This is a genomic window from Ruegeria sp. AD6 (genome assembly GCF_056542325.1).
Genome location: NZ_JBQFZQ010000001.1, coordinates 191,480 through 216,755, shown reverse-complemented (window position 1 = coordinate 216,755; position 25,276 = coordinate 191,480). Strand labels below are relative to the sequence as shown.

The 25,276-nt window shown below is 60.4% G+C and carries 28 protein-coding genes and 1 tRNA gene; 15 read left to right on the top strand and 14 right to left on the bottom strand.

What is annotated here, in order from left to right; all coding sequences use genetic code 11:
• Positions 1 to 11: 11 nt before the first annotated feature.
• Positions 12 to 740, bottom strand: coding sequence for an SDR family oxidoreductase (locus tag ACR0KJ_RS01070; RefSeq protein ID WP_170621430.1), 729 nt, complete (start codon positions 738 to 740; stop codon positions 12 to 14).
• Between the two features lie 195 nt (positions 741 to 935).
• On the opposite strand from ACR0KJ_RS01070, the gene ACR0KJ_RS01065 reads away from it, so the two are divergent.
• A complete protein-coding gene (locus tag ACR0KJ_RS01065) occupies positions 936 to 1,970 on the top strand; it encodes a LacI family DNA-binding transcriptional regulator (RefSeq protein ID WP_170621428.1) in 1,035 nt (344 codons plus the stop codon).
• 1 nt (position 1,971) lies between these two features.
• On the opposite strand, the gene ACR0KJ_RS01060 is transcribed toward ACR0KJ_RS01065, so the two are convergent.
• Positions 1,972 to 2,751: an oxidoreductase gene (locus ACR0KJ_RS01060; RefSeq protein WP_480625761.1), complete on the bottom strand. Its 780-nt coding sequence runs from the start codon at positions 2,749 to 2,751 to the stop codon at positions 1,972 to 1,974.
• A complete protein-coding gene (locus ACR0KJ_RS01055) occupies positions 2,748 to 3,785 on the bottom strand; it encodes a LacI family DNA-binding transcriptional regulator (protein WP_170451842.1) in 1,038 nt (345 codons plus the stop codon). The genes ACR0KJ_RS01060 and ACR0KJ_RS01055 overlap by 4 nt, the downstream gene beginning before the upstream one ends.
• A gap of 289 nt (positions 3,786 to 4,074) precedes the next feature.
• On the opposite strand from ACR0KJ_RS01055, the gene ACR0KJ_RS01050 reads away from it, so the two are divergent.
• From ACR0KJ_RS01050 to ACR0KJ_RS01040, 3 genes are all read left to right on the top strand, one after another.
• Positions 4,075 to 5,211, top strand: a complete 1,137-nt coding sequence (locus tag ACR0KJ_RS01050; protein WP_170451844.1) for a fatty acid desaturase family protein — start codon at positions 4,075 to 4,077, stop codon at positions 5,209 to 5,211.
• A 17-nt stretch (positions 5,212 to 5,228) separates the two neighbouring features.
• Positions 5,229 to 5,537 carry a MocE family 2Fe-2S type ferredoxin gene (locus ACR0KJ_RS01045; protein ID WP_480625760.1) on the top strand — a complete coding sequence of 103 codons (309 nt, stop codon included), beginning with the start codon at positions 5,229 to 5,231 and terminating at the stop codon, positions 5,535 to 5,537.
• Positions 5,538 to 5,601: 64 nt separating this feature from the next.
• Positions 5,602 to 6,666 carry a hypothetical protein gene (locus ACR0KJ_RS01040; protein WP_480625759.1) on the top strand — a complete coding sequence of 355 codons (1,065 nt, stop codon included), beginning with the start codon at positions 5,602 to 5,604 and terminating at the stop codon, positions 6,664 to 6,666.
• Between the two features lie 95 nt (positions 6,667 to 6,761).
• Here the strand turns inward: ACR0KJ_RS01040 and ACR0KJ_RS01035 are convergent, their stop codons facing one another.
• Positions 6,762 to 8,228, bottom strand: coding sequence for a uracil-xanthine permease family protein (locus ACR0KJ_RS01035; protein ID WP_480625758.1), 1,467 nt, complete (start codon positions 8,226 to 8,228; stop codon positions 6,762 to 6,764).
• Positions 8,229 to 8,469: 241 nt separating this feature from the next.
• Positions 8,470 to 8,559 (bottom strand) — tRNA-Ser (locus ACR0KJ_RS01030).
• A gap of 200 nt (positions 8,560 to 8,759) precedes the next feature.
• Here ACR0KJ_RS01030 and ACR0KJ_RS01025 point away from each other — a divergent pair.
• Genes ACR0KJ_RS01025 through ACR0KJ_RS00990 form a run of 8 tightly spaced genes read left to right on the top strand, consistent with a single transcriptional unit; the run spans position 8,760 to position 16,176 of the window.
• Positions 8,760 to 9,911: an SPOR domain-containing protein gene (locus tag ACR0KJ_RS01025; protein ID WP_480625757.1), complete on the top strand. Its 1,152-nt coding sequence runs from the start codon at positions 8,760 to 8,762 to the stop codon at positions 9,909 to 9,911.
• 17 nt (positions 9,912 to 9,928) lie between these two features.
• Positions 9,929 to 11,095: a D-alanyl-D-alanine carboxypeptidase family protein gene (locus ACR0KJ_RS01020; protein WP_480625756.1), complete on the top strand. Its 1,167-nt coding sequence runs from the start codon at positions 9,929 to 9,931 to the stop codon at positions 11,093 to 11,095.
• Entirely contained in the window at positions 11,092 to 11,718 is a 627-nt protein-coding gene (tmk, locus tag ACR0KJ_RS01015; protein WP_170451857.1) for a dTMP kinase, read from the top strand. The genes ACR0KJ_RS01020 and tmk overlap by 4 nt, the downstream gene beginning before the upstream one ends.
• A gap of 3 nt (positions 11,719 to 11,721) precedes the next feature.
• Positions 11,722 to 12,843, top strand: coding sequence for a DNA polymerase III subunit delta' (locus tag ACR0KJ_RS01010; RefSeq protein WP_480625755.1), 1,122 nt, complete (start codon positions 11,722 to 11,724; stop codon positions 12,841 to 12,843).
• Positions 12,840 to 13,646: a TatD family hydrolase gene (locus ACR0KJ_RS01005; RefSeq protein ID WP_480625754.1), complete on the top strand. Its 807-nt coding sequence runs from the start codon at positions 12,840 to 12,842 to the stop codon at positions 13,644 to 13,646. Before ACR0KJ_RS01010 ends, ACR0KJ_RS01005 begins: the two co-directional genes overlap by 4 nt.
• Positions 13,643 to 14,440 (top strand): MBL fold metallo-hydrolase, encoded by a 798-nt coding sequence (locus tag ACR0KJ_RS01000; protein WP_170451864.1) that lies wholly within the window; start codon positions 13,643 to 13,645, stop codon positions 14,438 to 14,440. Before ACR0KJ_RS01005 ends, ACR0KJ_RS01000 begins: the two co-directional genes overlap by 4 nt.
• Positions 14,441 to 14,485: 45 nt before the next feature.
• Complete coding sequence (locus tag ACR0KJ_RS00995; RefSeq protein ID WP_170451866.1) at positions 14,486 to 15,418, top strand: AEC family transporter; 933 nt, start codon at positions 14,486 to 14,488, stop codon at positions 15,416 to 15,418.
• Between the two features lie 59 nt (positions 15,419 to 15,477).
• Positions 15,478 to 16,176, top strand: coding sequence for a CbiX/SirB N-terminal domain-containing protein (locus ACR0KJ_RS00990; RefSeq protein ID WP_480625753.1), 699 nt, complete (start codon positions 15,478 to 15,480; stop codon positions 16,174 to 16,176).
• An 11-nt stretch (positions 16,177 to 16,187) separates the two neighbouring features.
• On the opposite strand, the gene ACR0KJ_RS00985 is transcribed toward ACR0KJ_RS00990, so the two are convergent.
• From ACR0KJ_RS00985 to ACR0KJ_RS00965, 5 genes are all read right to left on the bottom strand, one after another.
• Complete coding sequence (locus tag ACR0KJ_RS00985) at positions 16,188 to 17,180, bottom strand: diguanylate cyclase domain-containing protein (protein WP_170451877.1); 993 nt, start codon at positions 17,178 to 17,180, stop codon at positions 16,188 to 16,190.
• Positions 17,177 to 17,764: a heme NO-binding domain-containing protein gene (locus ACR0KJ_RS00980; RefSeq protein WP_170734391.1), complete on the bottom strand. Its 588-nt coding sequence runs from the start codon at positions 17,762 to 17,764 to the stop codon at positions 17,177 to 17,179. Before ACR0KJ_RS00980 ends, ACR0KJ_RS00985 begins: the two co-directional genes overlap by 4 nt.
• Before the next feature lie 106 nt (positions 17,765 to 17,870).
• Complete coding sequence (locus tag ACR0KJ_RS00975) at positions 17,871 to 19,430, bottom strand: trimethylamine methyltransferase family protein (protein WP_170451882.1); 1,560 nt, start codon at positions 19,428 to 19,430, stop codon at positions 17,871 to 17,873.
• Positions 19,431 to 19,548: 118 nt separating this feature from the next.
• Complete coding sequence (locus tag ACR0KJ_RS00970) at positions 19,549 to 20,241, bottom strand: HAD family hydrolase (protein ID WP_170451884.1); 693 nt, start codon at positions 20,239 to 20,241, stop codon at positions 19,549 to 19,551.
• 23 nt (positions 20,242 to 20,264) lie between these two features.
• Positions 20,265 to 20,546, bottom strand: a complete 282-nt coding sequence (locus ACR0KJ_RS00965) for a DUF3572 domain-containing protein (protein ID WP_170451886.1) — start codon at positions 20,544 to 20,546, stop codon at positions 20,265 to 20,267.
• 88 nt (positions 20,547 to 20,634) lie between these two features.
• On the opposite strand from ACR0KJ_RS00965, the gene ACR0KJ_RS00960 reads away from it, so the two are divergent.
• A complete protein-coding gene (locus tag ACR0KJ_RS00960; RefSeq protein WP_170451896.1) occupies positions 20,635 to 22,035 on the top strand; it encodes a diguanylate cyclase in 1,401 nt (466 codons plus the stop codon).
• Between the two features lies 1 nt (position 22,036).
• Here ACR0KJ_RS00960 and ACR0KJ_RS00955 read toward each other — a convergent pair whose 3' ends face one another.
• Genes ACR0KJ_RS00955 through ACR0KJ_RS00940 form a run of 4 tightly spaced genes read right to left on the bottom strand, consistent with a single transcriptional unit; the run spans position 22,037 to position 23,941 of the window.
• Complete coding sequence (locus ACR0KJ_RS00955; protein ID WP_170621396.1) at positions 22,037 to 22,510, bottom strand: periplasmic heavy metal sensor; 474 nt, start codon at positions 22,508 to 22,510, stop codon at positions 22,037 to 22,039.
• Positions 22,507 to 22,860: a hypothetical protein gene (locus ACR0KJ_RS00950; protein ID WP_170621394.1), complete on the bottom strand. Its 354-nt coding sequence runs from the start codon at positions 22,858 to 22,860 to the stop codon at positions 22,507 to 22,509. Before ACR0KJ_RS00950 ends, ACR0KJ_RS00955 begins: the two co-directional genes overlap by 4 nt.
• Entirely contained in the window at positions 22,853 to 23,467 is a 615-nt protein-coding gene (locus ACR0KJ_RS00945) for an RNA polymerase sigma factor (protein WP_170621391.1), read from the bottom strand. The genes ACR0KJ_RS00950 and ACR0KJ_RS00945 overlap by 8 nt, the downstream gene beginning before the upstream one ends.
• 6 nt (positions 23,468 to 23,473) lie before the next feature.
• Entirely contained in the window at positions 23,474 to 23,941 is a 468-nt protein-coding gene (locus tag ACR0KJ_RS00940) for an EF-hand domain-containing protein (RefSeq protein ID WP_170451904.1), read from the bottom strand.
• Positions 23,942 to 24,140: 199 nt separating this feature from the next.
• On the opposite strand from ACR0KJ_RS00940, the gene ACR0KJ_RS00935 reads away from it, so the two are divergent.
• Both ACR0KJ_RS00935 and ACR0KJ_RS00930 read left to right on the top strand, forming a co-directional pair.
• The gene (locus ACR0KJ_RS00935; RefSeq protein WP_480582104.1) at positions 24,141 to 24,548 is read left to right on the top strand and encodes a DUF983 domain-containing protein; all 408 of its coding nucleotides are present in this window, start codon (positions 24,141 to 24,143) and stop codon (positions 24,546 to 24,548) included.
• 25 nt (positions 24,549 to 24,573) lie between these two features.
• Entirely contained in the window at positions 24,574 to 25,275 is a 702-nt protein-coding gene (locus tag ACR0KJ_RS00930; RefSeq protein ID WP_170451906.1) for an NUDIX hydrolase, read from the top strand.
• The last annotated feature ends 1 nt before the right edge of the window (position 25,276 follow it).

Here is a 25,276-nt window from a genome sequence, read left to right as displayed (position 1 = left end):
TATCACCTCCTTCAGACAACCGAGTATCCTCCGTCCACGGGCATGCAGATGCCGGTTACAAACGCGGCTGCGTCCGAGGCCAGGAACAGCGCCGCGCCGACGATGTCGGCGGGCATTCCCCATCGGGACATCGGCGTTCGCGCCTCGACTGCGTCGACGAATTTCGGATCCTGTCTGGCCCTTGCGGATTGTTCGGTCACGATGAACCCTGGCGCGATGGCGTTCACGCGAATACCGTCTGCGGCCCATGCGACCGCCAGGGATTTGGTCAATTGCTCGACCCCCGCTTTGGACGAGCCATAGGCCGGGTTTTGCGGTGATCCAAAGCGGGCATACATCGACGCGATATTGATCACCCGACCCTTTCGGGCCAGAAGCGCGGTATGCAACGCCCGCGCGCATCGCATGGTTCCGACCAGATTCACATCCAGCACATGGCTGAAGAATCCGGGCTCCATTTCCTCGCCTCGCCGCGTGATCGCTGCGCAATTCACCAGCACATCCAATTCAAGGCGGTCGCGACCAAATGCTTCGACCGCGTCAGTGTCCACGACGTCGAGCTGGGTATAGGGGAACCGGGCGGCGTCTTCGGGCAGGCACTCTGGCTCGGCCCCTGTGATTTCGACCTCGGCACCGGCGTCTTTGAACGCGCGGGCAATGGCTGCCCCAATGCCACCCCGGCTGGCACCGATCACGGCGACCTGCGCGCCGGAGAAGTCGAACCGGGCCGCGGCAGTCAAACCGCCACCCCGGTCCACAGGTCGTTGTTGCCAGCTTTGGCGGCACGGATCATTACATTCCCCCGATTGCGAATTATGCGCCTGCAAACGATTACATTTGCAGAAATTCGCCCTTTTCAATCCTTGAAATCGATTACATAATCGACAGCGTCAGGGATTCGAGTCAACCGAAATCTCACTTTGCAATCAGGACCCATGATCCAGAAACCCGCAACCATTCAAGATGTCGCCCGCGCAGCAAGGGTGTCCACGGCCACCGTCAGCCGGGTTCTGTCCAACCCTGATGTCGTCAAGAAATCCACCAAAGATGCGGTCATGCAGGCGATCCAGAGCACGGGCTACAGGGCAAACCAGGCGGCCAGAAACCTCAGGATGCAGCGCGCGAATGCGGTTCTGGTCCTTGTCCCGAATTTGGGCAAACCCTTCTATTCCGGCATTCTGGCGGGCATCAGCGAGGCGTTTTCCGGCACCGGTTATGCAGTTCTGATTACGGATACGGAAAGCAATCCGATCCACGATTCTACTCTGGCCGAGTATTTCCTGGACGGGCGTATCGACGGCGCGATTTCGCTGGATGGTCAGTTGTCGGACACAGTGCTGAACAGGTGCATTCAGGCCGGAGCCCGAGACAAAATTGTGTTCTTGTGCGAATGGGTCGAAGACCAGTCTTTTCCGGTGGTCAAAAGCGACAATGTCGAGGGGGCCCGGCTGGCAATCCGCCATCTGCACAACCTCGGCCACGAAAAAATCGCTCATGTCACCGGGCCGCAGGGCAATGTTCTGACAAGCGCACGTCGAGAGGGTATGGTGTCTGAGCGCGCACGTCTTGGCCTGCCTGCCCCGACCGAGTGGATCATTCGCGGTGATTTCTCGCTCGAATCCGGACACGAGGCCGCCGCGCGCATTCTGGCGATGGACGACAGGCCCACAGCTGTATTCTGCTCGGCCGATATGGTGGCATTTGGGCTGATCGCCGGGCTTCAGGCTGGTGGTGTTCGGGTGCCCGAGGATATGTCTGTTGTGGGTTTCGACGACATCGAGATGTCGGAATATTATGTGCCCGCACTGACCACGATCCGTCAGAACCGGCACTTTTTGGGTCAACGGGCCGCAAAACTTCTGCTTGATCGGCTCTCGTCGGGGCTTGGCGCAAATGAACCGGAAGCCCCGGTTCCTGTTGAACTGATCGAACGGGCCAGCACCGCGCCGCCCAAAACAGGCGGTAGGTAACCTAGCGCGGCGCGCCCAGAACCGACTGTTCAAGATCGACACATACGCCGGTCATCGGAAATGATTCAGGGCTTAGTAGGAATACGGCCAACCGAGCCGCTTCGTCGGGCATCAGCAACCGGCCCAACGGAAGCCCCTGCCCTGCCTGTTCCGCCCAATCCTGCGCTTGGCCCAAAGCACCGGTTTGCGTTTCATGCTCGGACTCAGTCAGCGCCCAACCCAGATTGATCCCGTTTACGCGAATAACATCGTGCAAATGCGCGTTGGCCGCATTCTTGGTCAATGTCTGCAACGCCCCTTTCGACGCCGCATAGATTGCCAGATCCGGCGCGCCGCAATGGGCATTCATAGATTGAATATTCACGATCCCTCCGCCAGACCCACGCGCTTGCATGTCCCGGATCGCTTCACCGATCAGCAGAAAAGGCGCGCGGGCGTTGACTGAAAAAATCTTGTCGAAATCCTGCGCTGTTCCGTCAAGAAAACTGGCGCGGTTCGTTAGTCCCGCAGCATTCACAAGGCCATCAATCCGACCAAAAGCGGCCCGCGCTGCCGCCGCGACATCCGCGCAAGCGCCAGCTTCGGCCAGATCGGCGACAATGGTCTTGGTCCGGGCAACGCCCGACAATTCCGCTGCAAGGCTTAGCAGACCGGCCTGGTCTCTGTCCGTCGCCAAAATCCGACGAACGCCCTGCGCAGCGGCCCGGCATGCGATCGCACGGCCGATGCCTTTGGCGGCTCCGGTGACGACAAGCGCCATATCTTGCAGCCGGATACTCATGCCGACACCCGACCGGCTGGAATATTTTCCCTTAGAATAATCCTCGGCTCGATATGCTCCATCGGCAATTGGACAGGCCCCGACGCAATTGCCCCAAGCAGACGAATGACAGCTTGTTCCCCGATAAGATGAGCGTTCTGGTCGATCACCGCATGGATCAAACCTTCGGCCAACCAGCGCCGCGTGTCCTCTGTCAGGTCGTGCATGACGACAAGGGGCCGTTCGGATTGCGGGATGGTTTCAAGCGCCTGCACCAGACCCTTCCGCCCCGCCCCTACGCAATAGACCCCAACCAGACGCGCGCCCGAACGATAAAGCCGCGTCAATTCGCGGTACAAACGCTCTCCATTCTCACCGGTCTCGACTGATGGCAAAGCGGTAAGCGTCGGGTAATACGCGGACAGACAGGACCGAAACCCCAATTCCCGCTCGCTGTGTCCGTGATACGCATGCGTTCCAAAGAAAACCGCGACATCTCCGGCGCCATCGCTGGCAGACATACCCAGTATCTGAGCCGCCGTGCGCCCGGCGACCATGTTGTTAACACCGACATACCCCGAGCGCGGCGTTGCCAGCACATCCGACGCTAAAGTGACCACACGAATACCGGATTCGCACATCCGCCGCAGGGCATCCCGGCTGCGCGGGTCGTCTGTTGCCACGACACCGATCCCGTCGGTATCTGGCGGCAGGTTGTCCAAAGCCTCGATCAGCGGGTCCGGGCCTATGCCGTCCAGCACCTGTATTCTGCAACTTTCGACCAAGGGCTGAGCGTCCGAGAACCGCGTGATGGCCCCGGCCATATCCTGCAGGAACGTATTGCCGCCGGTCGGGATGAGAAAGCTGAGACGCGCAGGTCGCGAGGGCAGCGCCAGAATACCCTCGGACGGGAGATACCCCAAAAGCCGGGCCGCCCGCATCACACGCTGCCGGTTGGCGGCGCTGACGCCCTTGCGCCCGTTCAGCGCCCGGTCCACGGTCGCCGTCGAGACCCCGGCCCGTTTGGATATGTCGGCAATTGTGGCGCGCGTCATGCCCTTAAAGACCTCAATCGATTGCTTTGTCGCGGACCATACTGGCACGATAAAAGCCGCTCGTCTTGTTTTGAGGCATCAAATTACATCAATTTGGCGGTGTTGTTTTTCTAAATTACGCCACTGCTGTGCCCTAGCGCGATATGACCCGAAAATAGCTGATGTAATCTGATGGGCATGGCACTTGATGCGACAGGGTGATGTGCCAAAGCTATCAGTGGACCGGACAGGCCGTCTGATCGCTCAACACGGCCTGCACTTGGTAGAACCATAACAGCGGCGTAAACCGATGACCGACACGCTTCAACATGGGCCCTTGCCCGAAACAGTTCGGGATTATTCCCTGACCGGCGAGACCGGCAAAAAAGCGCAAGAGATCGGGCTTGCGGCAGCAGAGTGGTATCACAGCGCCGTCCCCCGCAAGACGATGAAATCCCTGATGAAACGCCGCGACGGCCCTGCCCTGCGCGACACGGCATTGTGGGTTGGGCTTCACATTTTGCTCGCGGCCGGGGGCATCTTCTTCTGGGGGAGCTGGCTTTCGGTCCCGTTCTGGCTGGCCTATGGCGTGGTCTATGGCTCGGCCTGCGACAGCCGTTGGCACGAATGCGGCCATGGGACGGCCTTTCGAACGCGCTGGATGAACGATGTTGTGTATCACATCGCATCCTTTCAGATCATGAGGAACCCTGTGAACTGGCGGTGGAGCCACGCGCGTCACCATACCGACACGCTAATCGTGGGCCGCGACCCGGAAATCGCCTGGATGCATCCGATCAACCTGATGCTAAAGGCACTAGCGTTTGTCGGCATCTACGACACCTGGCTGTCACTCAAGGTCCTGTGCCGCAATGCGCTGGGGTATTTGTCGCCGGACGAGAAGGACTACATCCCGCAATCCGAATGGCCAAAGGCCGTGTTCTGGGCGCGGATCCATATGCTCATCTACGCGGTCGTGTTGCTGGTATCCGCGTTCATGCTGGCAAACGGCATGGGCTGGAAATCGACAATCCCCATCCTGCTGATCGGCGGACCCCGCGTTTACGGGTGCTGGCATTTCGTTATGACCGGCCTGTTGCAACATGGCGGCTTGCCCGAGGACGTCATTGACCACCGGCTGAATTCCCGCACGGTCTACATGAACCCGATCAGCCGCTGGCTGTATTGGAACATGAACTATCATGTAGAACACCACATGTTCCCGATGGTGCCCTATTACGCGCTTCCTGCCCTGCACGAGGAAATCAAAGATGACCTTCCCGCGCCCAACACCTCAATCCGGGACGCCTACAAAGAGATGATGGGGGCCGTGATGCGTCAACGCTCTGACCCCGGCTATGCGTTAAGGAAAACGCTGCCGCAAACGGCGCAGCCCTACAAGGAACATCTGCATTCCCATGTGCCAGACCGGAGCAGTGACGATTAAAAAGGTAGGAGCCCAACATGCCCTGGGTCGAAGCAATCGCCATTGATGACGTTGAAGAAGAGGATGTCATTCGCTGGGACCACGTCGGTCGAACTTTTGCAATTGTCCGTGGCCCGGACGGAGATTTCTTTTGCACAGACGGTTTATGCACTCATGAACAGGTTCATCTGGCCGATGGCCTGGTGATGGATTACGAGATCGAGTGCCCCAAACATAACGGGATTTTCGATTACCGTTCGGGCCAAGCCTTGCGCGCCCCTGCCTGTGCAAAACTTGGAACTTATGAGACGAAGTTTGAAGGTGGCAGAGTTTTCGTTTTGGTTTGAAGAATAATCTCACCGGACGCGCAGCCCTCAAGACGAACAGCGCCCAAAACCACAAGGCGGTCCCATGTCCGAAGACACGATCAACCTGAATGCAGATGGCATCCGACTGTCGTTCGACACCAGCATCGGCATGATCAAAAGCTTCACGGTGACGGATGGCGACGCTGGGATATCCCCGTTGCACCGCGCGCCTTGGGTCGGAATGGACGAGGCCCTTCCCGATGGGCTAGCGCCCCATCTATACAAGCTGGGAGGAGATTTTTTCTGCGCGCCGTTTGGGCAGGAAAAAGACGGGGCACCCCTGCATGGTTGGCCTGCAAACGCATCCTGGTCGATCATTGATCTGTCGCCTGACCAATTGTCAGCCCGGCTGGATCACCGCGTCAACGATGCGGAAGTCATCAAAGAGCTTTCACTGCGCCCGGATCACCCCTTTGTTTATCAAAAACATACGTTTGTGGGCGGGTCCGGGTCGGTCCCGGTGGCCAACCATGCGAATATCTCTCTGCCAAATGGTGGCTATGTTCGGACCTCTGCCAAATCCTGCTGGATGACGCCTGCAACACCACAGGAAACTGATCCGAAACGCGGCAGGTCGGGGTTAGTCTACCCTGCGTCCAGTGACGATCCAACGCGTTTCCCGTCGCAGGACGGCACCACAGATCTGACGCGCTATCCCTGGTTCCAACGGCATGAGGATTTTGTTGCCGGGCTGGATGCACCCGGTGGCGATTTCGGTTGGACAGCCGTCACCAGACCGGTCGAGGGTGATCTGTTCCTTTCGCTCAAGCGATCTGAACACCTGCCCATGACGATGCTGTGGCACTCGAACGGAGGGCGGGATTATCCGCCGTGGTCGGGCCGTCATTTTGGCTGCCTGGGCATCGAAGAAGGCGCGGCCGGGCATGTTTTGGGACCTGATCGCGAAAAGGCACTGTCCGGGCCCGGTGCTTTGCAGCTATCTCCGGCCCGCTCTGCCGTTGTTAAACACGTGATCGGCGCGATTGCCTGGCCTGCGGGTTCTCCGGTTCACTTCATAAACCTGCATGATCACGGGCTGGAGGTTTTTGGGGATTGCGGAACGCGCAAACGCATCAGCTTCGACACCGAATTCTTGCAGGGTTCCTAACACCCAATCGTCGCAATCCCCGCGCCTTGTCTGAGCAGGATTGGGCGACAGCCGGCTCCCTAACAGGAACAAAGCCATCGCCCGCCGGTCAAATGTCAGGCGTGATCGTCCTTCACCAACTCGCCCCGACCATGTCCTGACATACCGCCAGAAACCTCCTCGGTCGCTTCATCCGCCAATGTCTCTGGCAGGATCAGGTTCAGGACAATCGCGATCAGGGCCGCAGGTAAGATCCCCGACGCACCCAGAACTCGCAGCGTATCCGGCAGGTGCTGCAGCGCGTTGGCCGAACCCGGCGCGACGTTCATGACCTCTAGCTGAAGCCCCAGACCAATCGACAGCGAGACCGCGAAGATCACCATGTTCCGACGGTTCCAGACCACATCGGACAGCATCGAAACACCCGCGGCGACAACCATCCCGAACATGACGATGACCCCGCCGCCCAGTACTTCGATCGGAACGGTGCGAATGATGCCACCGACTTTCGGGACCAATCCGCAGATGATCAGGAAAATGGCTCCGATGGTCACGACATGCCGGCTCATCAACCCGGTCATCGCAATAAGGCCCACGTTCTGGCTGAATGAGGTGTTGGGAAACCCGCCGAAGATACCGGCAATGGCGGTGCCGAAACCATCGGCAAAGGTCGCGCCCTGAATCTCGTTATCTGTCGCTTCGCGCCCCGCGCCACCTTTCGTGATCCCGGAGACGTCGCCGACGGTTTCAACCGCTGAAACAAAGGCCATAAGGCAAAAGCCGATCACGGCGGCCAGAGAGAACTCGAACCCATACTTGAATGGCTGTGGCAACGCGAAGGCCGCAGAACGTTCCCACGAACCCGAAATCGCCTCGAGCGGCAGTTTCCCGACGAGGATGCAATAGACGTATCCGACAAGAATGCCGACAAGAACCGCCGAGACTGACAGCATCCCGCGGGCAAAGAATTTCAGCCCCAATGTGACAAACACAACGATCAACGCCGGGGCCCAGCTGGACAATGAACCGTAGGTTTCAGACCCCGAAGCCTTGGCCGGAACACCACCGGCGGCGTATTCGATGCCGACCTTCACCAATGCAAGCCCGATCATGGTAACCACAAGACCTGTGACCAAAGGCGGCAGGGCAAAGCGGATTCTGCCGATCACAGTGCCCAGCAAGGCATGGAAAAGACCGCCGATAATGACACCACCGAACAAAGCAGCCAGACCGTCGACACCTTTTCCGGCGACCAGCGGGATCATGATCGGGATAAAGGCGAAGGACGTCCCCTGCACGATGGGCAAGGCCGCCCCGACCGGGCCGATGGTGACCGTCTGCAACAGCGTGGCAACGCCTGCAAACAGCATCGACATCTGGATCAGGTACAGCAGCTCCGGGAAATCCGGGCTGTTCGAGCCAAAGCCGAAACCGGCGGCCCCGGCGACGATAATCGCTGGTGTGACGTTCGAGACAAACATCGCCAGCACATGCTGAATGCCCAACGGCACGGCACGATATATGGCAGGAAAATAGTTCGGATCACGAAGTTGCTCTGGCGTTCCGATAGATGAAGCAGTCATGGAGTCCCTCGCGTTGTGCCCCTGTTGCAGACTTTGCCGGGGGGTTGGCGCGCACGCTGTGACCTGCGTTCGACTCAGCGGCTTTGGACCTAGTGGCCTTCTCTGTGCCTTGACCTCCACAAAGTGGAGTTAGGTTAGTGCAGAAAAGCGCGAGGGATTATCAAAAATACCCGAAAGGTGCTGTGCTGACGTGGGGGGCCGTAGGGCGGAATGCCCAAACAGTACGATACGGATTTTGGAGTGGCGGGGAGACAGGGATTCGAACCCTGGGAACGCTCTCACGTTCAACGGTTTTCAAGACCGCCGCATTCGACCACTCTGCCACCTCCCCGTCGAAGGCAGGGTCTAAGGCCAACTGAAATCAGAGGCAAGTCGAAATCGGGAAATCTTGCCGAAGCCTGCGCAGCAGTCTTTCCATGACACCTCGCCCGCGTTATGCTCTGGCGGTAAGACCGTAGCAGGCTGGCGCGCAGAACCGGCCCTGCGGCGGGGCTCGGAAAAACGAGGCCCTTTCAGGCAAGGGATGAAAAGATGAAGCGAGCAACACAGACACGCGCAAGATCGCGAGGACTGGCTGTTTTGGCTGTGACTTTGACCGTTTTGTCCGGGTGTGAGGAAGTTTTACAATCACAGAACGCGTCTGAAGATGGCGCAAAATCCGGGGACGACTCGAAGATCGAGTTGCTGCCTCAGGTCACCAGCGCCTCGCAACGTGATGTCGAGGCGCCGGATGTGTTTTCCGTCACCGAGGCAGGTTTGTGGGACGGGCGTCCATCGCTGGGCGGTATCTGGGTCGCACATCCTGACGTCAAGCAGCCCGAACGCGTGCTGATCAAGAACACCGCCAACAACAAAACCATCACCGGCGCGCTGTTCCGGCGGGAACGCAATTTGCCGGGTCCGGCGCTGCAGGTATCCTCGGCGGCAGCAGAGGAATTGGGAATGCTGGCCGGTGCCCCAACCCGCGTCAGTGTCGTTGCCCTGCGCCGCGAAGAGGTCGAACAGAAGCCACCTGCCGAGGAACCCGCCCCCGAAGCGGAAACAACCAGTGACGAGGCCGAGGTCGCGGCAGCCGAAACCGCGCCGGATACCGCGGCCGAGGAAAAGCCCGCCAAGCGGAAATGGTGGCAACGTAAGGAACCCGCAGCCGCGGCAGGCGCAGCCGGTGCCGCCACCGCAGCAGCAGGGTCCGCAGCTGAGGACGCGGCAGAGACGGCGGTCGATGCCGCTGCACCGGAAGCCAGTGCAACCGCCGCGCCGGGCCTGTCCGATGCTCCGGTCGCGCCGCCGCCCGAAAAGCCAGCCAAGCGCAAGTGGTGGCAAAAGAAGCAGCCAGACGAAATCACCCAGACGCCGCTGGACCCGATCGAAGGCGCAGCCGCCGCGATTGAAGCAGCCGAACCTACACCGGCAGCCGCTGCGGCGGCCACGGCGGCGGCCCCCTCGAACCTGTCGAAACCCTTCGTTCAGGTCGGCACGTTCAGCGTCGAGGCCAATGCCAAGTCCGCAGCGGACAAGGTTCGCAAGAACGGCATGACCGCCGACGTGCGCGAACTGAAAACCGAAGACAAAACGGTCTGGCGGGTTCTGGTCGGCCCCGCCGCGACCCGCGCGGAACGCAAGGCTATCCAGAGCGACGTGAAGGCCTTGGGCTTTACCGACGCGTTCACCGTGTCCAACTGATAACAGGAGGCGCCCCCGTGCTATCCGCATTGCGAACATCCGTATTCACCCTTGGGCTGGCCGTTCTGGCCCTGCCCGCGCACGCGTTCGATACCTCGGCGCGCGCGGCTTATGTGATGGACCAGACGACCGGGACGGTTCTGCTGTCGAAAGACGCCGATCAACCCTTGCCTCCGGCGTCGATGTCAAAATTGATGACGCTGTATGTCGCGTTCGAAGCGCTGCGCGACGGGCGGTTGACCCTGCAGGAAACCCTGCCGGTTTCCCAACATGCAATGAGCTATGGCGGCTCGACCATGTTCCTGAACACGCAGGATCGCGTAACGGTCGAGGACCTGCTGCGCGGGATCATCGTGCTTTCGGGCAATGACGCCTGTGTGGTGATCGCCGAAGCGCTCAGCCCCGATGGCACCGAGGCGGGGTTTGCCCGCTACATGACCCAGCGCGCCAAGCAAATCGGTATGGACAATTCGAACTTTGCCAACTCGAACGGCTGGCCCGCTGCCGGGCATATGATGTCGGTGCATGATCTGGCGGTTCTGGCCGACAGGCTGATCACGGATTTCCCGGAATACTACCCCCTGTTCGCCGAAGAAGAGTTTGAATTTGACGGGCGCGCACCGTCCAACAAACGCAACCGGAACCCCCTGCTGCGGCTGGACATCGGGGCCGACGGGCTGAAAACCGGCCACACGCAAGAGGCGGGCTATGGCCTTGTCGGCTCGGCCAAACAGGGCGACCGCCGGGTGATTTTCGTGCTATCGGGTCTCGACAGTACCGCGCAGCGGGCAGAGGAGGCTGAGGCCGTGGTTAACTGGTCGTTTCGAAATTTTGTCGAGAGGACAGTTGCCACCGAAGAAGCGCCGATAGCCGAAGCCAAGCTGTGGATGGGCGAAAAAAAGACCGTGGGTCTGGTGCCCGAGGGTGATCTGAACGTGTTGTTCCCCGTTCTGGGTGCGCAAGATGTCGAGGCCGAGGTGGTCTATGAGGGCCCGATCAATGCGCCCGTCACCAAGGGCCAGCAACTGGCCGAACTGGTGATCAAACCCGAAGGTCTGCCCGAAATCCGCCGCCCTCTGGTCGCGGCCGAAGATATACCGCTGGGCGGGTTCGTGGTGCGCATGATGACAGTGGGCGGCATTGTCCTGAAAGACGTGATCAATAACCCGCTGGAGTCGATGTGACGCAACGCGGGTTATTCCTGACCTTTGAAGGCATAGACGGATCAGGCAAATCAACTCAGGCCCGGATGCTGGCCGAGTATCTGCGCGACGATGGCCATCAGGTGGTGTTGACGCGTGAACCCGGCGGCTCGCCGGGGGCCGAGGAAATCCGTCGGCTGGTGCTGGAAGGCGACCCCGATCGCTGGTCGGCGGAAACCGAGTTGTTGCTGTTCACCGCCGCCCGCCGCGACCATCTGGAGCGGACCATCGAACCGGCTCTGGCCGATGGCATGGTGGTGATCTGCGACCGTTTTGCCGACAGCACACGCATGTATCAGGGCCTGTCGCGCGGCAATCTGCGCGGGCTGGTGGATCAGTTGCATGATCTGATGATCGGGCGCGAACCGGACATGACCCTGTTAATCGACATGGACCCGGACACCGGCCTGTCGCGTGCCAAAGGCCGTCAAGGCACCGAGGAACGGTTCGAAGATTTCGGCCCGGCCCTGCAAAAACAGATGCGCGCCGGGTTTCTGGCTTTGGCGGATGAATTCTCTGACCGGTTCCGCGTCGTCGATGGCAATCGCGACATGGACAGCGTCGCACAGGATGTGAGAGATATCGTCGAGGCAGCCCTGCGATAGACGATGAGCGACGACACCCCAACCCCAGATCAGGCGCCCGGCGCGCCGCATCCGCGTGAAACCGCCCGCCTGTTCGGGCAGGACGCGGCGGAACAGGCGTTTCTGACCGCCTACACCTCGGACCGGCTGCATCACGGCTGGCTTCTGACCGGCCCCCGCGGGGTTGGGAAGGCGACGTTGGCCTGGCGGATCGCGCGGTTCCTGCTGGCAACGCCCCCTGCTGATGACGGTGGGCTTTTTGGCGCGCCTCCGCCCCCTGAAACACTGGATATTGATCCGGATCAGCCGGTCTTGCACCGTATCATGGCGGGGGCAGAGCCCGGTTTGGCGGCCATCACACGCTCGCTAAACGATCAGGGGCGGTTGCGCGGTGAGATTGTGGTGGATGACATTCGTAAGCTGGGCAAGTTCTTCGGCCTGTCCTCGGCGGATGGCGGTCGGCGTGTGGTCATCGTGGATTCAGCAGATGAGATGAATGTCAGTGCCGCAAATGCGCTGTTGAAAATGCTTGAGGAACCGCCCGCGCGAACCACGCTGCTTCTGATCTCGCACCAACCCTCGCGCCTGTTGCCGACGATACGGTCGCGCTGTCGGACCCTGCGCTTGTCGCCGCTGGGGCCCGAGGACATGCAGGCCGCATTGGCGCAGACCGGGGCAGAACTGCCTGCGCAGCCGGATCATCTGGCCGCGCTGGCTGCCGGGTCGGTCGGTGATGCGGTGCGCCTGATCAATCTGGGCGGGTTGGAGATTTACGCCGAACTGATCGCCATTCTTGGCACCCTGCCCCGCATGGATCGCCAACGCGCGCTGGCACTTGCCGAAGCCGCCGCCCAGCGCGGCGCAGCAGAGCGGTTCGAATTGCTGCTGACTTTGATTGACGTCGCCCTGTCCCGCCTTGCCTTGACCGGCGCCACCGGCACCCCACCCGCGCCCGAAGCCGCCCCGAACGAGGCCGCAACGCTCGCGCGCCTGTCGGCCTCGCCCGATCAGGCGCGGCGCTGGGCCGAGGTTGCCGCTACAATCACAGCCCGTGCACGCCATGGTCAGGCGGTGAACCTTGACCCTGCCGCTTTGGTTCTAGATACGGTGTTCAAGATACAGGAAACCGCCGGTCAGAGCAGATGAGCGACACCCCCCAAATCACCGACAGCCATTGCCATCTGGACTTCCCCGATTTCGAGGGGCAACTGGACCAGATCATCGCCAACGCCGCCGAGGCAGGCGTGACCCGCATGGTCACGATCTGCACCCGTTTGCGCAACGAGCCTTCCGTCCGCGCCATCGCCGAGGCCCACGCTCCGGTTTTCTACGCCGCGGGCACCCACCCGATGAGTGCCGCAGACGAGCCAATGGCAACGGTCGATGAGCTGGTCGCTTTGGCGCAACACCCGAAATTCGTGGGCATCGGTGAATCCGGACTGGATTACCATTACACCGCCGACAGCGCCGAGGTGCAGAAACAATCGCTGCGCATCCATATCGAAGCCGCCCAGCGCACCGGCCTGCCCCTGATCATCCACGCCCGCGCCGCCGATGACGACATGGCCCGCATTCTGGCCGAGGAATACCGCAACGCGCCCTATTCCTGCGTCATGCATTGCTTCTCGTCCTCCGCCGAGCTGGCCAAGGCTGCTCTGGATTTGGGGTTCTACCTGTCCATGTCCGGCATAGCTGCCTTCCCCAAAAGTCAGGGGTTGCGCGACATCTTCGCCGCCGCGCCCGTGGACCGCATTCTGGTCGAAACCGACGCGCCCTATCTGGCCCCGCCGCCCTATCGCGGCAAACACAATGAGCCTGCCTATACTGCGCACACCGCCCGCAAAGGGGCCGAGGTGTTCGGCATGGATTACGCCGTATTCGCCGCGCAAACGCAGGCCAATTTCGACCGCCTGTTCTCGAAGGCCGCTTTGTACAAGGCCGCTGCATGAACCAGCTGCGGTGCACCATTCTGGGCTGCGGGTCCTCTGGCGGCGTGCCGCGCCTTGGCGGGCAATGGGGTGACTGCGACCCAACGAACCCGCGCAATATCCGCCGCCGCTGCTCGATGCTGGTGGAGCGGGACGGGCCAGATGGCACCACATCGGTCCTGATCGACACAACGCCGGACATGCGCAGCCAGTTGCTGGATACCGGCACCGGTCGGTTGGACGGGGTGGTCTATACCCACTCTCACGCTGACCACGTGCATGGCATCGACGATCTGAGGATGATTGTCTTCAACATGAAATCCCGCGTGCCGGTCTGGGCTGATGGCGATACGCAGAACGCACTGCTTGGGCGGTTTGGATATGCGTTTATCCAACCCGAAGGCTCACCCTACCCTCCGATTCTGGATCTGAAATCCATTGACGGCGCTTTCGAAGTTGACGGACCCGGTGGCCCGATCCCCTTTCAACCGTTCAAGGTCAATCACGGCTCGATCGACGCGCTGGGATTTCGCATGGGCAACCTTGCCTACCTTCCCGACGTGGCCGAGGTCTACGACGACGCGTGGCCTGCGATGGAGGGGCTGGATTGCCTTGTCATCGACGCCCTGCGCCGCACGCCGCACCCGACCCATGCGCATCTGGAAAAGACGCTGGGCTGGATTGAAAAGCTGCAACCGAAACAGGCGGTACTGACCAATATGCATATCGATCTTGACTATGCGACCGTCGAGGCCGAGACCGCCGACCACATCACCCCCGCCTATGACGGGATGGTGATCCATCAGGCGCTGTAAGGCCCTGCCCCGCGCAATCCGGATACCGCCAGGCCGGGGGGCGATATGCTTCAAAGCCTGATTGACGTCATCCTGCCGGTCTTTCTGGTCATCGGTGCGGGCTATGCCGCGACGCGGTCGGGCTATTTCAAAGAAGTGCATGTCGATGGTCTGATGAAATTCACGCAGGGCTTCGCCATCCCCTGCCTGCTGTTTCTGGCCATCGCGCATCTGGACCTCAGCGCCAGTTTCGATCCGCGCCTGTTGGCCAGCTTCTATTCTGCCGCTGCGCTGTGTTTCACCGCCGGACTGTTCGGCGCGCGGCTGATCTTTGGGCGCGAGTGGGAAGACTGCGTCGCCATCGGCTTTTGCTGCCTGTTTTCGAACTCAGTCCTGCTGGGCCTGCCGATAACCGAGCGTGCCTATGGGCCTGAAAACCTGACCGGAAACTACGCGATCATCGCGTTCCATTCGCCCTTCTGCTATGGCGTCGGCATCACGGTGATGGAGATCGTCCGAAATCGCGGCCATGGCGGCGCGCGGATGGCACGCTCGGTCCTGTCTGCGATGTTCAAGAACGCTTTGATCCTGGGCATTGCGCTTGGGTTTGTCGTCAACCTCTCGGGCCTTGTCATTCCCCGCGTGGTCGATGAAGCGCTTGGCCTTGTGACCCGCGCGGCCTTGCCCGGAGCCCTGTTCGCACTGGGCGGCGTGCTGGTCAAATACAAGCCCGAGGGTGATCTGCGCACGATTGCCTATGTGTGCTGCATCTCACTGATGCTGCACCCAAGCCTTGTCTGGATCTTCGGCAAATCCACCGGACTGCCGCAGGACCTGTTCCGCTCGGGCGTTTTGAACGCGGCCATGGCACCGGGTTTCAATGCCTATATCTTTGCCAATATGTATGGCCGCGCCAAACGGGTCGCCGCCTCATCCGTTCTGATCGGAACAGGCGTTTCGATTCTGACCGTCTGGCTTTGGCTGGCCGTTTTGGGCTAACACCTGTCTTGACTTGCAGGCCCGGCGACACAGCTATCGCCCAAGAACAGGAGCCGTATATGCCGCACGCCATTATTGTCGCCCATGGTCAACCCTCGGATCCCGATCCGGCCGAGGCCTCTTTGTCGCGGTTTGCCGCGCAGGTAGACGCCGTGGCGACCGGTGTATCGGTGCACTCTGCCACCCTCGCGGCCCCCGGATCGCTTGAGGCCATGATGGATAGCCTGCCCGGTAACGCAGTGATTTACCCTTTGTTCATGGCCAAGGGCTGGTTCGTCACCAGCGCCCTGCCGAAACGTGTCGGAAATCGTGGCCTGCAGATTCTGGACCCGTTGGGCGTTGACCCGGAATTGGCCAATCTGGCGGCCTCGGCCCTGCAGGATGCGTTGGTCGCGAACCAATGGCTGGCGTCAAAAACAGATCTGGTGATCGCCGCCCACGGATCGGGGCGCAGCCGCAATCCTGCGATCGTGACGCAGGATTTTGCAAAGACACTGGGTGAGATTCTTGCCTTCAAATCAATTCACGTGGGCTTTGTTGAGGAACCCCCTTCAATTGCCTATGCAGCGAGCAGCGTGGGTCAGAAATCCATATGCCTGCCCTTCTTTGCCTGCACAGGCGGGCACGTGTTGGAAGACGTCCCGCAAGAACTGGACCGCGCCGGGTTCCAAGGGCAGCTGTTGCCCGTGGTCGGAGAGCTTCCGCCCATACAACTCCAGATCGCCCGGAAACTGAGCGCCGCCTTCGAGGCCGCCTGACAAGGGTCAACTCACGACTGCGCTTGCAACAGCGTTGAGTACAGTCGATGGCAGGATCGCCCTTCCCGCTTGGCCTGATACAGCGCCAGATCGGCGGCATGAAGAATCTCTGCCGCTTTGGGCGCATCGAACTGGGTGGAGATCGCCGTTCCGATGCTTGCGGAAATACGGCAGGGCTGTTGTTGAAACATCATCGGCTCATTCAATCGCGCGATCAGGCGCGCGGCGATGGAGGCCAACACATCCTCTCGGGTCAGGCCCTTGAAAATAATCACAAACTCATCGCCGCCGACACGCGCAACGGTGTCGTCGCCCCGCGTTTCCTCGACCATGATCTGGGCGGCTTGCTGCAATACATAGTCCCCGGCGGCGTGACCCAATCGGTCATTCACGGCTTTGAAATAGTCCAGATCCAGATGCATCAGCGCAAACGACGCGTTGGCTGATACCAGATGCCCCAGCATATGATCCATCGCGCGGCGGTTTTTCAGGCCGGTCAAGGTGTCGGTATAGGCTTGCTCCTCGGCGGCCAGCATCGCGCCCTGCAACCGCAGGTTCAGGGACCGCGATGCCTCCATCGCGGCGGATTTCGCCTCGACCAGATACAGAAGTTCGATGGCCAGATCGGTGCCCGAAAAATCGGCACTGGTCAGGGCGTAATCCCGCACCGCGTCCAGGATCGAGATGCCAAATGACAGGTTGATCACCGCCCCGCGCCCATTCGGTAACGGCGCAACAAGCCCTTTCAGGGCGGTTCGGGGTTCATCAAGAAACTTCAGATGCAGCTTCGCCCCGGCCATGGACATCAGCGCCGGAATGGTGGTGACGGTGCGCGGGCGGATCAGTTGGAACACGTCCAAAAAACTTTTTCCGATCAGAGGCATGTCCGGGCGCAGCTTTTGCAGGGTAGGCCCGGCCCGTTCGATTCTCCCGCCTTCATCCAGCAGCAGAAACATCGGGCACAGGGTTTCCAGCAGATGTGCCAGATCCTCGGGTTCTGTCATCCGTTTCGCGCCCCCAAATCGAAATGCCGCCCTTCCGCGAAGGCGCTTTCCACCAACATGATTGAGATAACCTCGGCCGTGTCCTGTTGCCCCTCATGCGACAGCATCACCAGCGCACCATAATCGTCGGCCATGGCCCGCAGGACCCCGACCATTACGCTGGAATAACCCGGCAACCCCGAATAACACAGCAACTGATATTCGGTCGCAGAACGTTCCCGCAACTCCAAGGCTGGCAAGGTCAGGTCCGACACGGCCAGGCGGACGCGATCCGCAAGATCGTCCAGCGAATGCAGGAACTCGACATAGCTGACGCCGCCAAACCTCAGCAGCCGTCGCAAACCCTCCATATTGGGATGCGAGACCAGATAGGTGCCGACGTCTTCGAGTATTTCGGGCTGCGGACGCCCCAGATCGTGGCTCAACGCGTCAAGAACCTGCGCCAGCACGTCTTCGCCATAGATCAACATGGGCTCGAACTCGTGAAACCCCAGCCCCGTCGCCTCGGTCACGCGCAGCCAGCACGATTGACCATAAGTCGCACAGACAAAGGATTGGATCGCCCGATTGATCAGACCATGCATAGGGTGCCCCAGATTGGTTTCACCCTACTGTGGTCTGACAATCCTTAACAAATAGCCAAAATCTGCCCGATTTGCCGAGAATCCGGCCAAGCAAGACGGTCTAAGGTCAAAAATCCGTGGGTGCCCCGCCTTCCGCTTTGCGACGATCAACAAATTCGGCCAGTTCCTCGCGAATTCCGTCGTCCATCGCCGGAGGCTCAAAGCTGGTGATGATCTCTTTGAACATGTGATGCGCCCGTTCGGCTGTCCAGATGCCGCCTGCGACCTCCCAACCTTCATAGTTTTTCCAGTCGCTTAGGAAGGGTTGATAAAACGCCGTGGTGTACCGATCCTGTGTGTGCTGAATGCCAAAGAAATGGCCGTCATTCCCGACCGAACGGATAGCGTCCACGGCGATCTCATCCGGGCCGGTCGCGACAATTTCAGGGTCCATATAGCGTTGAATTTGCTGAAGAACCTCGCAATCCATGATGAATTTCTCAGGGCTTGCGATCAGGCCACCTTCCAGCCAGCCAGCCGCATGATACACCATGTTCGTGCCCGACTGGACCGCCGCCCAAAGCGAGTTTGACGTCTCCCAAACCGATTGCCCGTCCGGTACATTCGCTGCGCAAACGCCCGAGGATCGCATCGGCAGATTATAGAACCGCGCCATCTGCCCGGTCATCTGGGTCGAGCGCATGTATTCCGGCGTTCCAAAGGCCGGAGCGCCGGTTTTCATGTCGACATTTGACGTAAACGTCCCGATTGCGCAGGGCGTGCCGGGGCGGACATATTGGAACAGCGCGATTGCACAAAGCGCCTCGGCCAGCGACTGCGCCACCGCGCCCGCCATCGTCACCGGTGCCATCGCACCCGCAAGCGTGAACGGCGTCACCACAATCGCCTGCCCCCGCCGGGCCAGACGCAGGCAACCGTCGATCATCGGATAGTCGTGTTTCAGAGGCGAGGTCGAGTTTATGTTGGTATACATCCTTGGGCTGGCGTCAAATTCGTCGTGGCTCAGGCCACTTGCGATCCGCACCATCTCCATCACGTCTTCGACCCGCTCTTTGCCCAGCGAATAGGCGTGCATGGCCTTATCCGTCAGTGTCAGCTTGTCATACAGCACATCCAGATGCCGGACGCTGGCATGCAGATCCACGGGTTCGACCGGATAGCCCCCGGCAAAGTGGATGCAGTTGAAATATTGCGTCAGTTTCAGAAGGTTGCGACACATCTGGCGGTTGCCGGGAACCTTCTTGCCGATCTCCATGTCCCAGTAATTCGGTGGAGACGAGACGTTCCCGAACACCATATTCTTGCCGCCGATTTCAATCGTGCGTTCAGGATTTCGGGGGGTGATCGTGAAACTGCTGGGGGCCTTGGCCACCATCTCCATCACGAAGTCGCGGCCCATCCGAACGTTGTCGCCTTCTATCGTGCACCCGGCCTCGCGCAGGATCTCAACGGCTTCGTCATTGTAGAACTCGATACCGATCTCTTCCAGAATACGCATCGCGCCATCATGGATCGCCTCGATCCCTTCGGGGCCCAGCGGTTCGGTCGGTCGGTCGGTGTTGACCGGCGGGTTCCATGGCATCTGATCGATGACGGCGCTTCCGCGTCGGGCGGCGGCCCCGGCGCGGCCGCCGCCGCGCCGTTTGCGAGTACTGGTGTCGGCCATCGTCCCCTCCTGCTTTGCTTATACCAAGCAAGCCTTGAAGACCGTCCAACAGCCGCTCTGTCTGCGACAGAAAATGTCGGTTTCTTATCCCGATATGCCGAATTTCGGGTCGGTGAGGTCAGTTCTGCGCCAGCCAGACCGGAATATGCCCGATATCCGGCAGAACCACATCGGCCATAGGGGCCAGTACCTCGGCCTTGGCCAGGCCTGTCAGAACGCCAATAGTCACCATACCGGCAGCGCGCCCGGCCTGCAGGTCATGCAGGCTGTCACCCACCATGGCAATACGCGACGGATCGACGCCGACATGCGCGGCAAAGGCCAGCAACTGCCCCGGCCCGGGCTTATATCCATGGCCGCTGTCATACCCCGCGATAAAGTCGAAATGGTCACGAATACCCACCGACTCCAGGTGCTGAAGCGCGGGGTGTTCGCTGTCATTTGTCGCAACGCCAAGTTTGAGGCCGGATTTCCGCAGACCATCCAGAAACGATTCCAACGGCACTGCGGGGGCCTGAGTGGCCGCCGCAGCCTCGGTATTGATCAGGTCGATAAGTTCGGCCAGCGTGTACCCATCCAGATGAGGCAGCATAAGCTCGGCAATTTCTTCAACCGTGGCTGCGATGACGATACTGTCTTCGGCATATCGATCCTGCTCAAGATCATAGCCGATGACGGCGCCCAGCTCTGCCGCCCGTGTCTGATCGGAACCGGCGAGACGCGTCAGCAGCGACCGCCCGAATGCCCCCCACGTATTGGCGAAATCGAACAGAGTGCCGTCCTTGTCGAAGACGATTGCATCAATGGGCATCGCAGGCTCCTGCTGAGATAGGGTTAGGTCCAGTGCATTTCACCGCCCGCCAGCACCGCGCGGGCCTGTGCGGGTTGGGCATATGGGACCGAATGCGCGTCGCAAAACGCGATGATCCACGAATCATCCATCAGAAGGAAATCCAGAACGGATGCCAAAAAGGCAGGGTCGCCCGCATTGGTCCGCAAATCCTGAGACGCAGCGCCGGTTGAGCCAAGAAATACAGGCAAAAGCTCATCATTTCCGACCAGCCAGCCAAGGGCGGTCAGCGCAAGCGTTTCGGCAGAATCGGCAGAAAGTGACATAAACCGGCCCTGGATTCGGTCTTGGAAAGGGTTTGTTAACCAGACTCATAAACACTTTGTTGACGCATGCAATCAACGGTGAGCGACTATGTCCGTGCAGGGAACCATCCTTGTCCTCGACGGGGTATCAACCAACCGCATTATGCTGAAGGTTCAGCTGACGGCGGCATGGTATCACGTGGTGCAGGGGGAAAAGCTAAAGGGGCTGCGAGCCTTGCTGCGGCGGGTACGGCCCGATCTTGTTCTGACTGCGCAGACCCTGCCGGACGGGACGGCCGCAGATGTCAAAAAGCTTATCCTGAACGAGCCCGAGCTGGGCGATGTGCCCGTGGTGGCGCTTGCGCCTCAGAATGACAAGGCCGCCCGCCTGCGCGCGTTGGAGGATGGGCTGGACGATGTGATGACCCATCCATTCAAGGATACGCTGCTTCTGGCCCGCATTCGCAGCCTGTTGCGGGCGCGGGCCGACACGCAGGACCTTCACGTCAACGACACGCCTCAGACCATTGGATTCGCAGAACAAGCCACGGCATTTCTCACCCCACACAAGCCAGCGCGCGTCGATATTCTGTCGCTGACACCCCGAACCGGCGCGATATGGAACAAGGCCCTGTCCCATCAGACACGGCACATTGTCGGCTGGCACACGCAATCCAATCTGCAGGCGCTGTTGTCGGGCCCGACCCCGGACGCCGTCGTGATCGAATTGGATGCCAGCCCGAGCGGATTGAATATTCTCGCCGACCTCAGATCTCGCAGCGCGACGCGCCACACAGTTCTGATCGGGGTACTGGACGACACCAATGCCGCTATGGCGTCCGAGGCTTTGGATCGCGGCGCGGATGCCGTTTGCCTTGGCGGCTTCTGCCCGCAGGAAATCCAGTTGCGACTGGCAAACCAGCTTGCCCGAAAAACACGTATCGATCAGATGCGCGCCTCGCTGAAACGCGGGATCGCCGACTCGTGGATCGACCCGCTGACCGGGTTGCACAACCGGCGCTACGGTATGCACGCGATGGAACAGATCGCCCGCCAATCGCTGAGGTCCGGGCGCGGCTTTGCGATCATGCTGGCCGATCTGGACCATTTCAAAACGATCAATGACCGCTTTGGGCATGCCAGCGGCGACATGGTGCTGACGCAGGCCGCGACCCGGATGCAGCGGGTTCTGGGGGACACCGGGTTTGTCGCCCGCATCGGCGGTGAAGAGTTCATGATCGGGGCCTCAAACATGACCCGTGCACGGGCCGTCAAACTGGCAGAGGCGCTGTGTGACAGTATTTGCCAACAACCCTTTCACCTGTCCGACACACAGGACCCGATCCCGGTTACGATCAGCATCGGCCTCAAACACGCCTCGCCCGGATATGCGTCGCAAGATACACGGCCCGAGCCTGTGGATAGGCTGATGAAATCAGCGGACGAGGCGCTGTACGCCGCGAAAAGAGCAGGCCGCAATCAGGTTCGGATCCGCCAAAGCGCGGCATGAATCAATCGTGCTTCTGGTGCTTGCGGTGGCCACGCTGAACAACCTCTTCCAGCCGGTCGGCATAACCCTGACGTTCTGCATCCGACATCGCCGAGACACGCGCCAACCATTGAGTTTGTAACGCAGCTTGCAATTGGGCCGTTTCCTGTGCCTGTTGCTGCAACAGAACCTCAACAGCCGCCGGATCGAACGGCACCGCGCGCAATGCCTGGCTGATCGCTGCAAAATCCCGCGCCCGGTTACCTGAACGTTCCCGGTGCAACCCCGACAATTCCCCGCGCAGGGATTTGCGGTCGTCTTTGGGCAAAGCGCGATACAAGGCGGGGCCAAAACCCGGTGGGCCCTTGGCGTGGTCACCGCCTTTCAACCGAAGAACCGTCCCCGCAGCAATCCCGACAATCAACAGGTTCAGGGCCAGTGAGAGGGCCAGAACAATCGGCATCCAACGCCGTTTTGGTTTGGTTTCCGCGCTCATTCCGTGGCCTCCAGAAAACTCGTGTCAAAGCCCAGATCCGCTATCAGATAAGACGTGTCCTGCGACGTCACCAAACTGGCCGGGTCGGGCAGAAAAGCAGGTGCGGAAAACCCGATCCAGACACCAGCGGCACTGGCCGCGATCAGGCCACCAAACCCCTGCCAGCCGCCGATCTGTTCTAGAAAACGGACCCATGGTCGGGGGCCGACCGGCGACCGGGCTTTCAGACGTTGCAGGCGAACCGCCTCGGCATCGGTCTGAATGCGTACGGCCAGACCATCCGGCAGGTCGTCGCGCTGCGCCCTTGCCTGGGCAAACAGATCATCCAGTTCCATGTCATCATCAGCCATTTTCATACCCCAGTTCATCCCGTCGTCTGGCCAGATTGGCAGCCAGGCTGCGTTTTCCCCGCGCGGTCAGACTTTCGACCGCTTCTACCGATACCCCCATGATCCCGGCAATCTCGGGGTTGGGCAATTCCTCGATATGGCGCAGGATAACCGCCTGTCTTTGCCGATCCGGCAATTGTGACAGGGCCGCCTGCAATGCATCCTTGCGCGCCTCTTGCTGCATGCGTTCAACCACGCTGACACCATCGTCCTCGGGTTCGGGTACATCCGACAAGGCCTCGGGCCGTTTCTTGCGCCGCATATCCACACACAGGTTCAGCGTCACCCGGTATAGCCAGGTTGAGACCTTGGCCTGCCCTGGCACCCAGTCCGGTGCCATCTGCCACAGCCGCATCATGGCCTCTTGCGTGATGTCTTCGGCCTCGGCCCGGTTTCCCAGCATACGCAAAGCCACCGAATAGCTGCGCGGCCCCAGACGGTCGGTCAAAAGCCGCGCGGCCCCGGCATCGCCATCAGCAAACTGCCTCAGCAACACATCGTCGCCAAGGTCGGCTGCAGCGGCATCGCCGCCGCAACCTGTATCTGGATGGGAGGTCAGATCCTCCATCCCGCATCAGTTATTGTCGGCGCCCGCCTTGTGACGCTTTTTGTGATGCCGGCCCATTTTGTCTTTTGCATCGGCAAATTCCTGTTCCGAGATGCTGCCGCTGTCATCTGCATCGATCCGGTCAAACATCTTGTCAGCCCGGCGTGGTTTCGGCAACTCATCCTGGCTCAGAAAGCCATCGGCGTTGGCGTCATGCTCTTCGAACATCTTGGTGATACGCTCGTCCGACCGTTTCTGGGCCGCCGCCTGCATTTCTTCAACGCTCAATTGGCCGTCGCCATCGGTATCTGCCGTCGTGAACCGCGCATTGCGATGGGCGGTCATCTCGTCCCTGGTGATCTGCCCATCTCCGTTTGCGTCCAGTTCCTGAAACGAAACGGGCTCACGATCTTTGGGACCCGCCGCCAGAACCGATGTGCCTGTGATGGCGACTGCTGCAAGTACGATACCCGCGATGAAAGTTGAGTTTTTCATGGTTGGTTTCCCTTGTTTGACGCGGCCTCATCACCGCTGCTCATATCCATTCAAACGGGGCGCGCCGGGGTTTCCGTCGCAAAGGTCAAACTTTTTTTGATATTTGGCTTGGGCGCGTCATTGCCCGCATCGGCACAAAGCGACGCACCCCCCTTTAAACTCGCGGACACAAGGCGCAATATCCGGCAAAGATGAGCGCATGAGTTATATTATGGACCAGACGATCGAGACCCCGACCGAAGATGAGCGCCCGACATGGCCTGCTTTGGTCAAAGGCTTTCGTGGCCGGTGCCCCAAATGTGGTGAGGGCAAGCTGCTGCACAGCTATCTGAAGGTGAACGACCACTGCCCGAACTGCGGGCAGGAGCTGTTTCATCACCGCGCCGATGATGGCCCGGCATACCTGACGATTCTGGTGGTCGGGCACTTGCTGGCCCCCGCGCTGCACGTCTCGTACGTGCATTGGCGGCCGGATCCGTGGACCATGGCAATCGGCTTTTCCATTGCCTGTGTGGCGCTGTCGCTGTACCTGCTGCCCCGCCTGAAGGGGGCCATGGTGGCCTATCAATGGGCACGCCGGATGAACGGGTTCGAGAAAGCCTCATGAGGTCATCCATCGGAACCGGCCACGCATGAGCATCGACAAAACAGCAATACGGGACGCGGCGACAGTCATTGTCTTGCGCAATCGCCTGACGGATCCGTCGATTCTGATGGGGCAACGCGGCACCAATGCCGTGTTCATGCCCAACAAGTTTGTTTTCCCCGGCGGCGCGGTTGACCCGTCGGACGGGAGTGTTCCTTTGGCCACGCCGCTGCCCGGTTTGTGTCAAGACCGGCTTGCCGAACAATCCGCGCCCGATCTGCAAACCGCGCTGGCCGCCGCTGCGATACGCGAATTGTGGGAAGAAACCGGACTGGTTCTGGGGCAGCCCGGCACTTGGTCCGCGACCGTGCCCGAGGATTGGGCGGAATTTGCCGACATGGGATTTCTGCCATCCGCCAAAGGCTTACAGTTCGTTTTTCGCGCGGTCACGCCGCCCGGCCGCCCACGCCGGTTTGATGCGCGGTTCTTTCTGGTCGATGCGGATGAGATTCAGGGCGATCTGGACGATTTCAGCCGCGCCTCGGACGAGCTGTCGCATCTGCAATGGGTCCAGCTGGACCGCGCCCGTGATCTGGACCTGCCCTTCATCACCGAAGTTGTTCTGGCCGAAATCGCAGCGCGCGTGACCGATCCGACGCCACCGGCATCGGTTCCCTTCTACCAGAACCAGGATGAGGCCAGCCTGTTTCTGCGCCTGCGCGGATACCCGATGCCGGATGCCGACTGAC

Excerpts from the sequence above, each read along its gene's own strand:
- ACR0KJ_RS00945 (WP_170621391.1), bottom strand. The coding sequence starts at position 23,467 with ATGGAGGATCTGACCTCCCATCCAGATACAGGTTGCGGCGGCGATGCC.
- ACR0KJ_RS01055 (WP_170451842.1), bottom strand. The coding sequence starts at position 3,785 with ATGACGCGCGCCACAATTGCCGACATATCCAAACGGGCCGGGGTCTCG.
- ACR0KJ_RS00975 (WP_170451882.1), bottom strand. The coding sequence starts at position 19,430 with ATGGCCGACACCAGTACTCGCAAACGGCGCGGCGGCGGCCGCGCCGGG.
- ACR0KJ_RS00950 (WP_170621394.1), bottom strand. The coding sequence starts at position 22,860 with ATGGCTGATGATGACATGGAACTGGATGATCTGTTTGCCCAGGCAAGG.
- ACR0KJ_RS01045 (WP_480625760.1), top strand. The coding sequence starts at position 5,229 with ATGCCCTGGGTCGAAGCAATCGCCATTGATGACGTTGAAGAAGAGGAT.
- ACR0KJ_RS00985 (WP_170451877.1), bottom strand. The coding sequence starts at position 17,180 with ATGACAGAACCCGAGGATCTGGCACATCTGCTGGAAACCCTGTGCCCG.
- ACR0KJ_RS01060 (WP_480625761.1), bottom strand. The coding sequence starts at position 2,751 with ATGAGTATCCGGCTGCAAGATATGGCGCTTGTCGTCACCGGAGCCGCC.
- ACR0KJ_RS01065 (WP_170621428.1), top strand. The coding sequence starts at position 936 with ATGATCCAGAAACCCGCAACCATTCAAGATGTCGCCCGCGCAGCAAGG.
- ACR0KJ_RS00995 (WP_170451866.1), top strand. The coding sequence starts at position 14,486 with ATGCTTCAAAGCCTGATTGACGTCATCCTGCCGGTCTTTCTGGTCATC.
- ACR0KJ_RS01005 (WP_480625754.1), top strand. The coding sequence starts at position 12,840 with ATGAGCGACACCCCCCAAATCACCGACAGCCATTGCCATCTGGACTTC.
- ACR0KJ_RS00960 (WP_170451896.1), top strand. The coding sequence starts at position 20,635 with ATGTCCGTGCAGGGAACCATCCTTGTCCTCGACGGGGTATCAACCAAC.
- ACR0KJ_RS01040 (WP_480625759.1), top strand. The coding sequence starts at position 5,602 with ATGTCCGAAGACACGATCAACCTGAATGCAGATGGCATCCGACTGTCG.
- ACR0KJ_RS00980 (WP_170734391.1), bottom strand. The coding sequence starts at position 17,764 with ATGCATGGTCTGATCAATCGGGCGATCCAATCCTTTGTCTGTGCGACT.
- ACR0KJ_RS01000 (WP_170451864.1), top strand. The coding sequence starts at position 13,643 with ATGAACCAGCTGCGGTGCACCATTCTGGGCTGCGGGTCCTCTGGCGGC.
- ACR0KJ_RS00930 (WP_170451906.1), top strand. The coding sequence starts at position 24,574 with ATGAGCATCGACAAAACAGCAATACGGGACGCGGCGACAGTCATTGTC.
- ACR0KJ_RS00990 (WP_480625753.1), top strand. The coding sequence starts at position 15,478 with ATGCCGCACGCCATTATTGTCGCCCATGGTCAACCCTCGGATCCCGAT.
- ACR0KJ_RS01050 (WP_170451844.1), top strand. The coding sequence starts at position 4,075 with ATGACCGACACGCTTCAACATGGGCCCTTGCCCGAAACAGTTCGGGAT.
- ACR0KJ_RS01035 (WP_480625758.1), bottom strand. The coding sequence starts at position 8,228 with ATGACTGCTTCATCTATCGGAACGCCAGAGCAACTTCGTGATCCGAAC.
- ACR0KJ_RS00940 (WP_170451904.1), bottom strand. The coding sequence starts at position 23,941 with ATGAAAAACTCAACTTTCATCGCGGGTATCGTACTTGCAGCAGTCGCC.
- ACR0KJ_RS01025 (WP_480625757.1), top strand. The coding sequence starts at position 8,760 with ATGAAGCGAGCAACACAGACACGCGCAAGATCGCGAGGACTGGCTGTT.
- ACR0KJ_RS00935 (WP_480582104.1), top strand. The coding sequence starts at position 24,141 with ATGAGTTATATTATGGACCAGACGATCGAGACCCCGACCGAAGATGAG.
- ACR0KJ_RS01010 (WP_480625755.1), top strand. The coding sequence starts at position 11,722 with ATGAGCGACGACACCCCAACCCCAGATCAGGCGCCCGGCGCGCCGCAT.
- ACR0KJ_RS00965 (WP_170451886.1), bottom strand. The coding sequence starts at position 20,546 with ATGTCACTTTCTGCCGATTCTGCCGAAACGCTTGCGCTGACCGCCCTT.
- ACR0KJ_RS00955 (WP_170621396.1), bottom strand. The coding sequence starts at position 22,510 with ATGAGCGCGGAAACCAAACCAAAACGGCGTTGGATGCCGATTGTTCTG.
- ACR0KJ_RS00970 (WP_170451884.1), bottom strand. The coding sequence starts at position 20,241 with ATGCCCATTGATGCAATCGTCTTCGACAAGGACGGCACTCTGTTCGAT.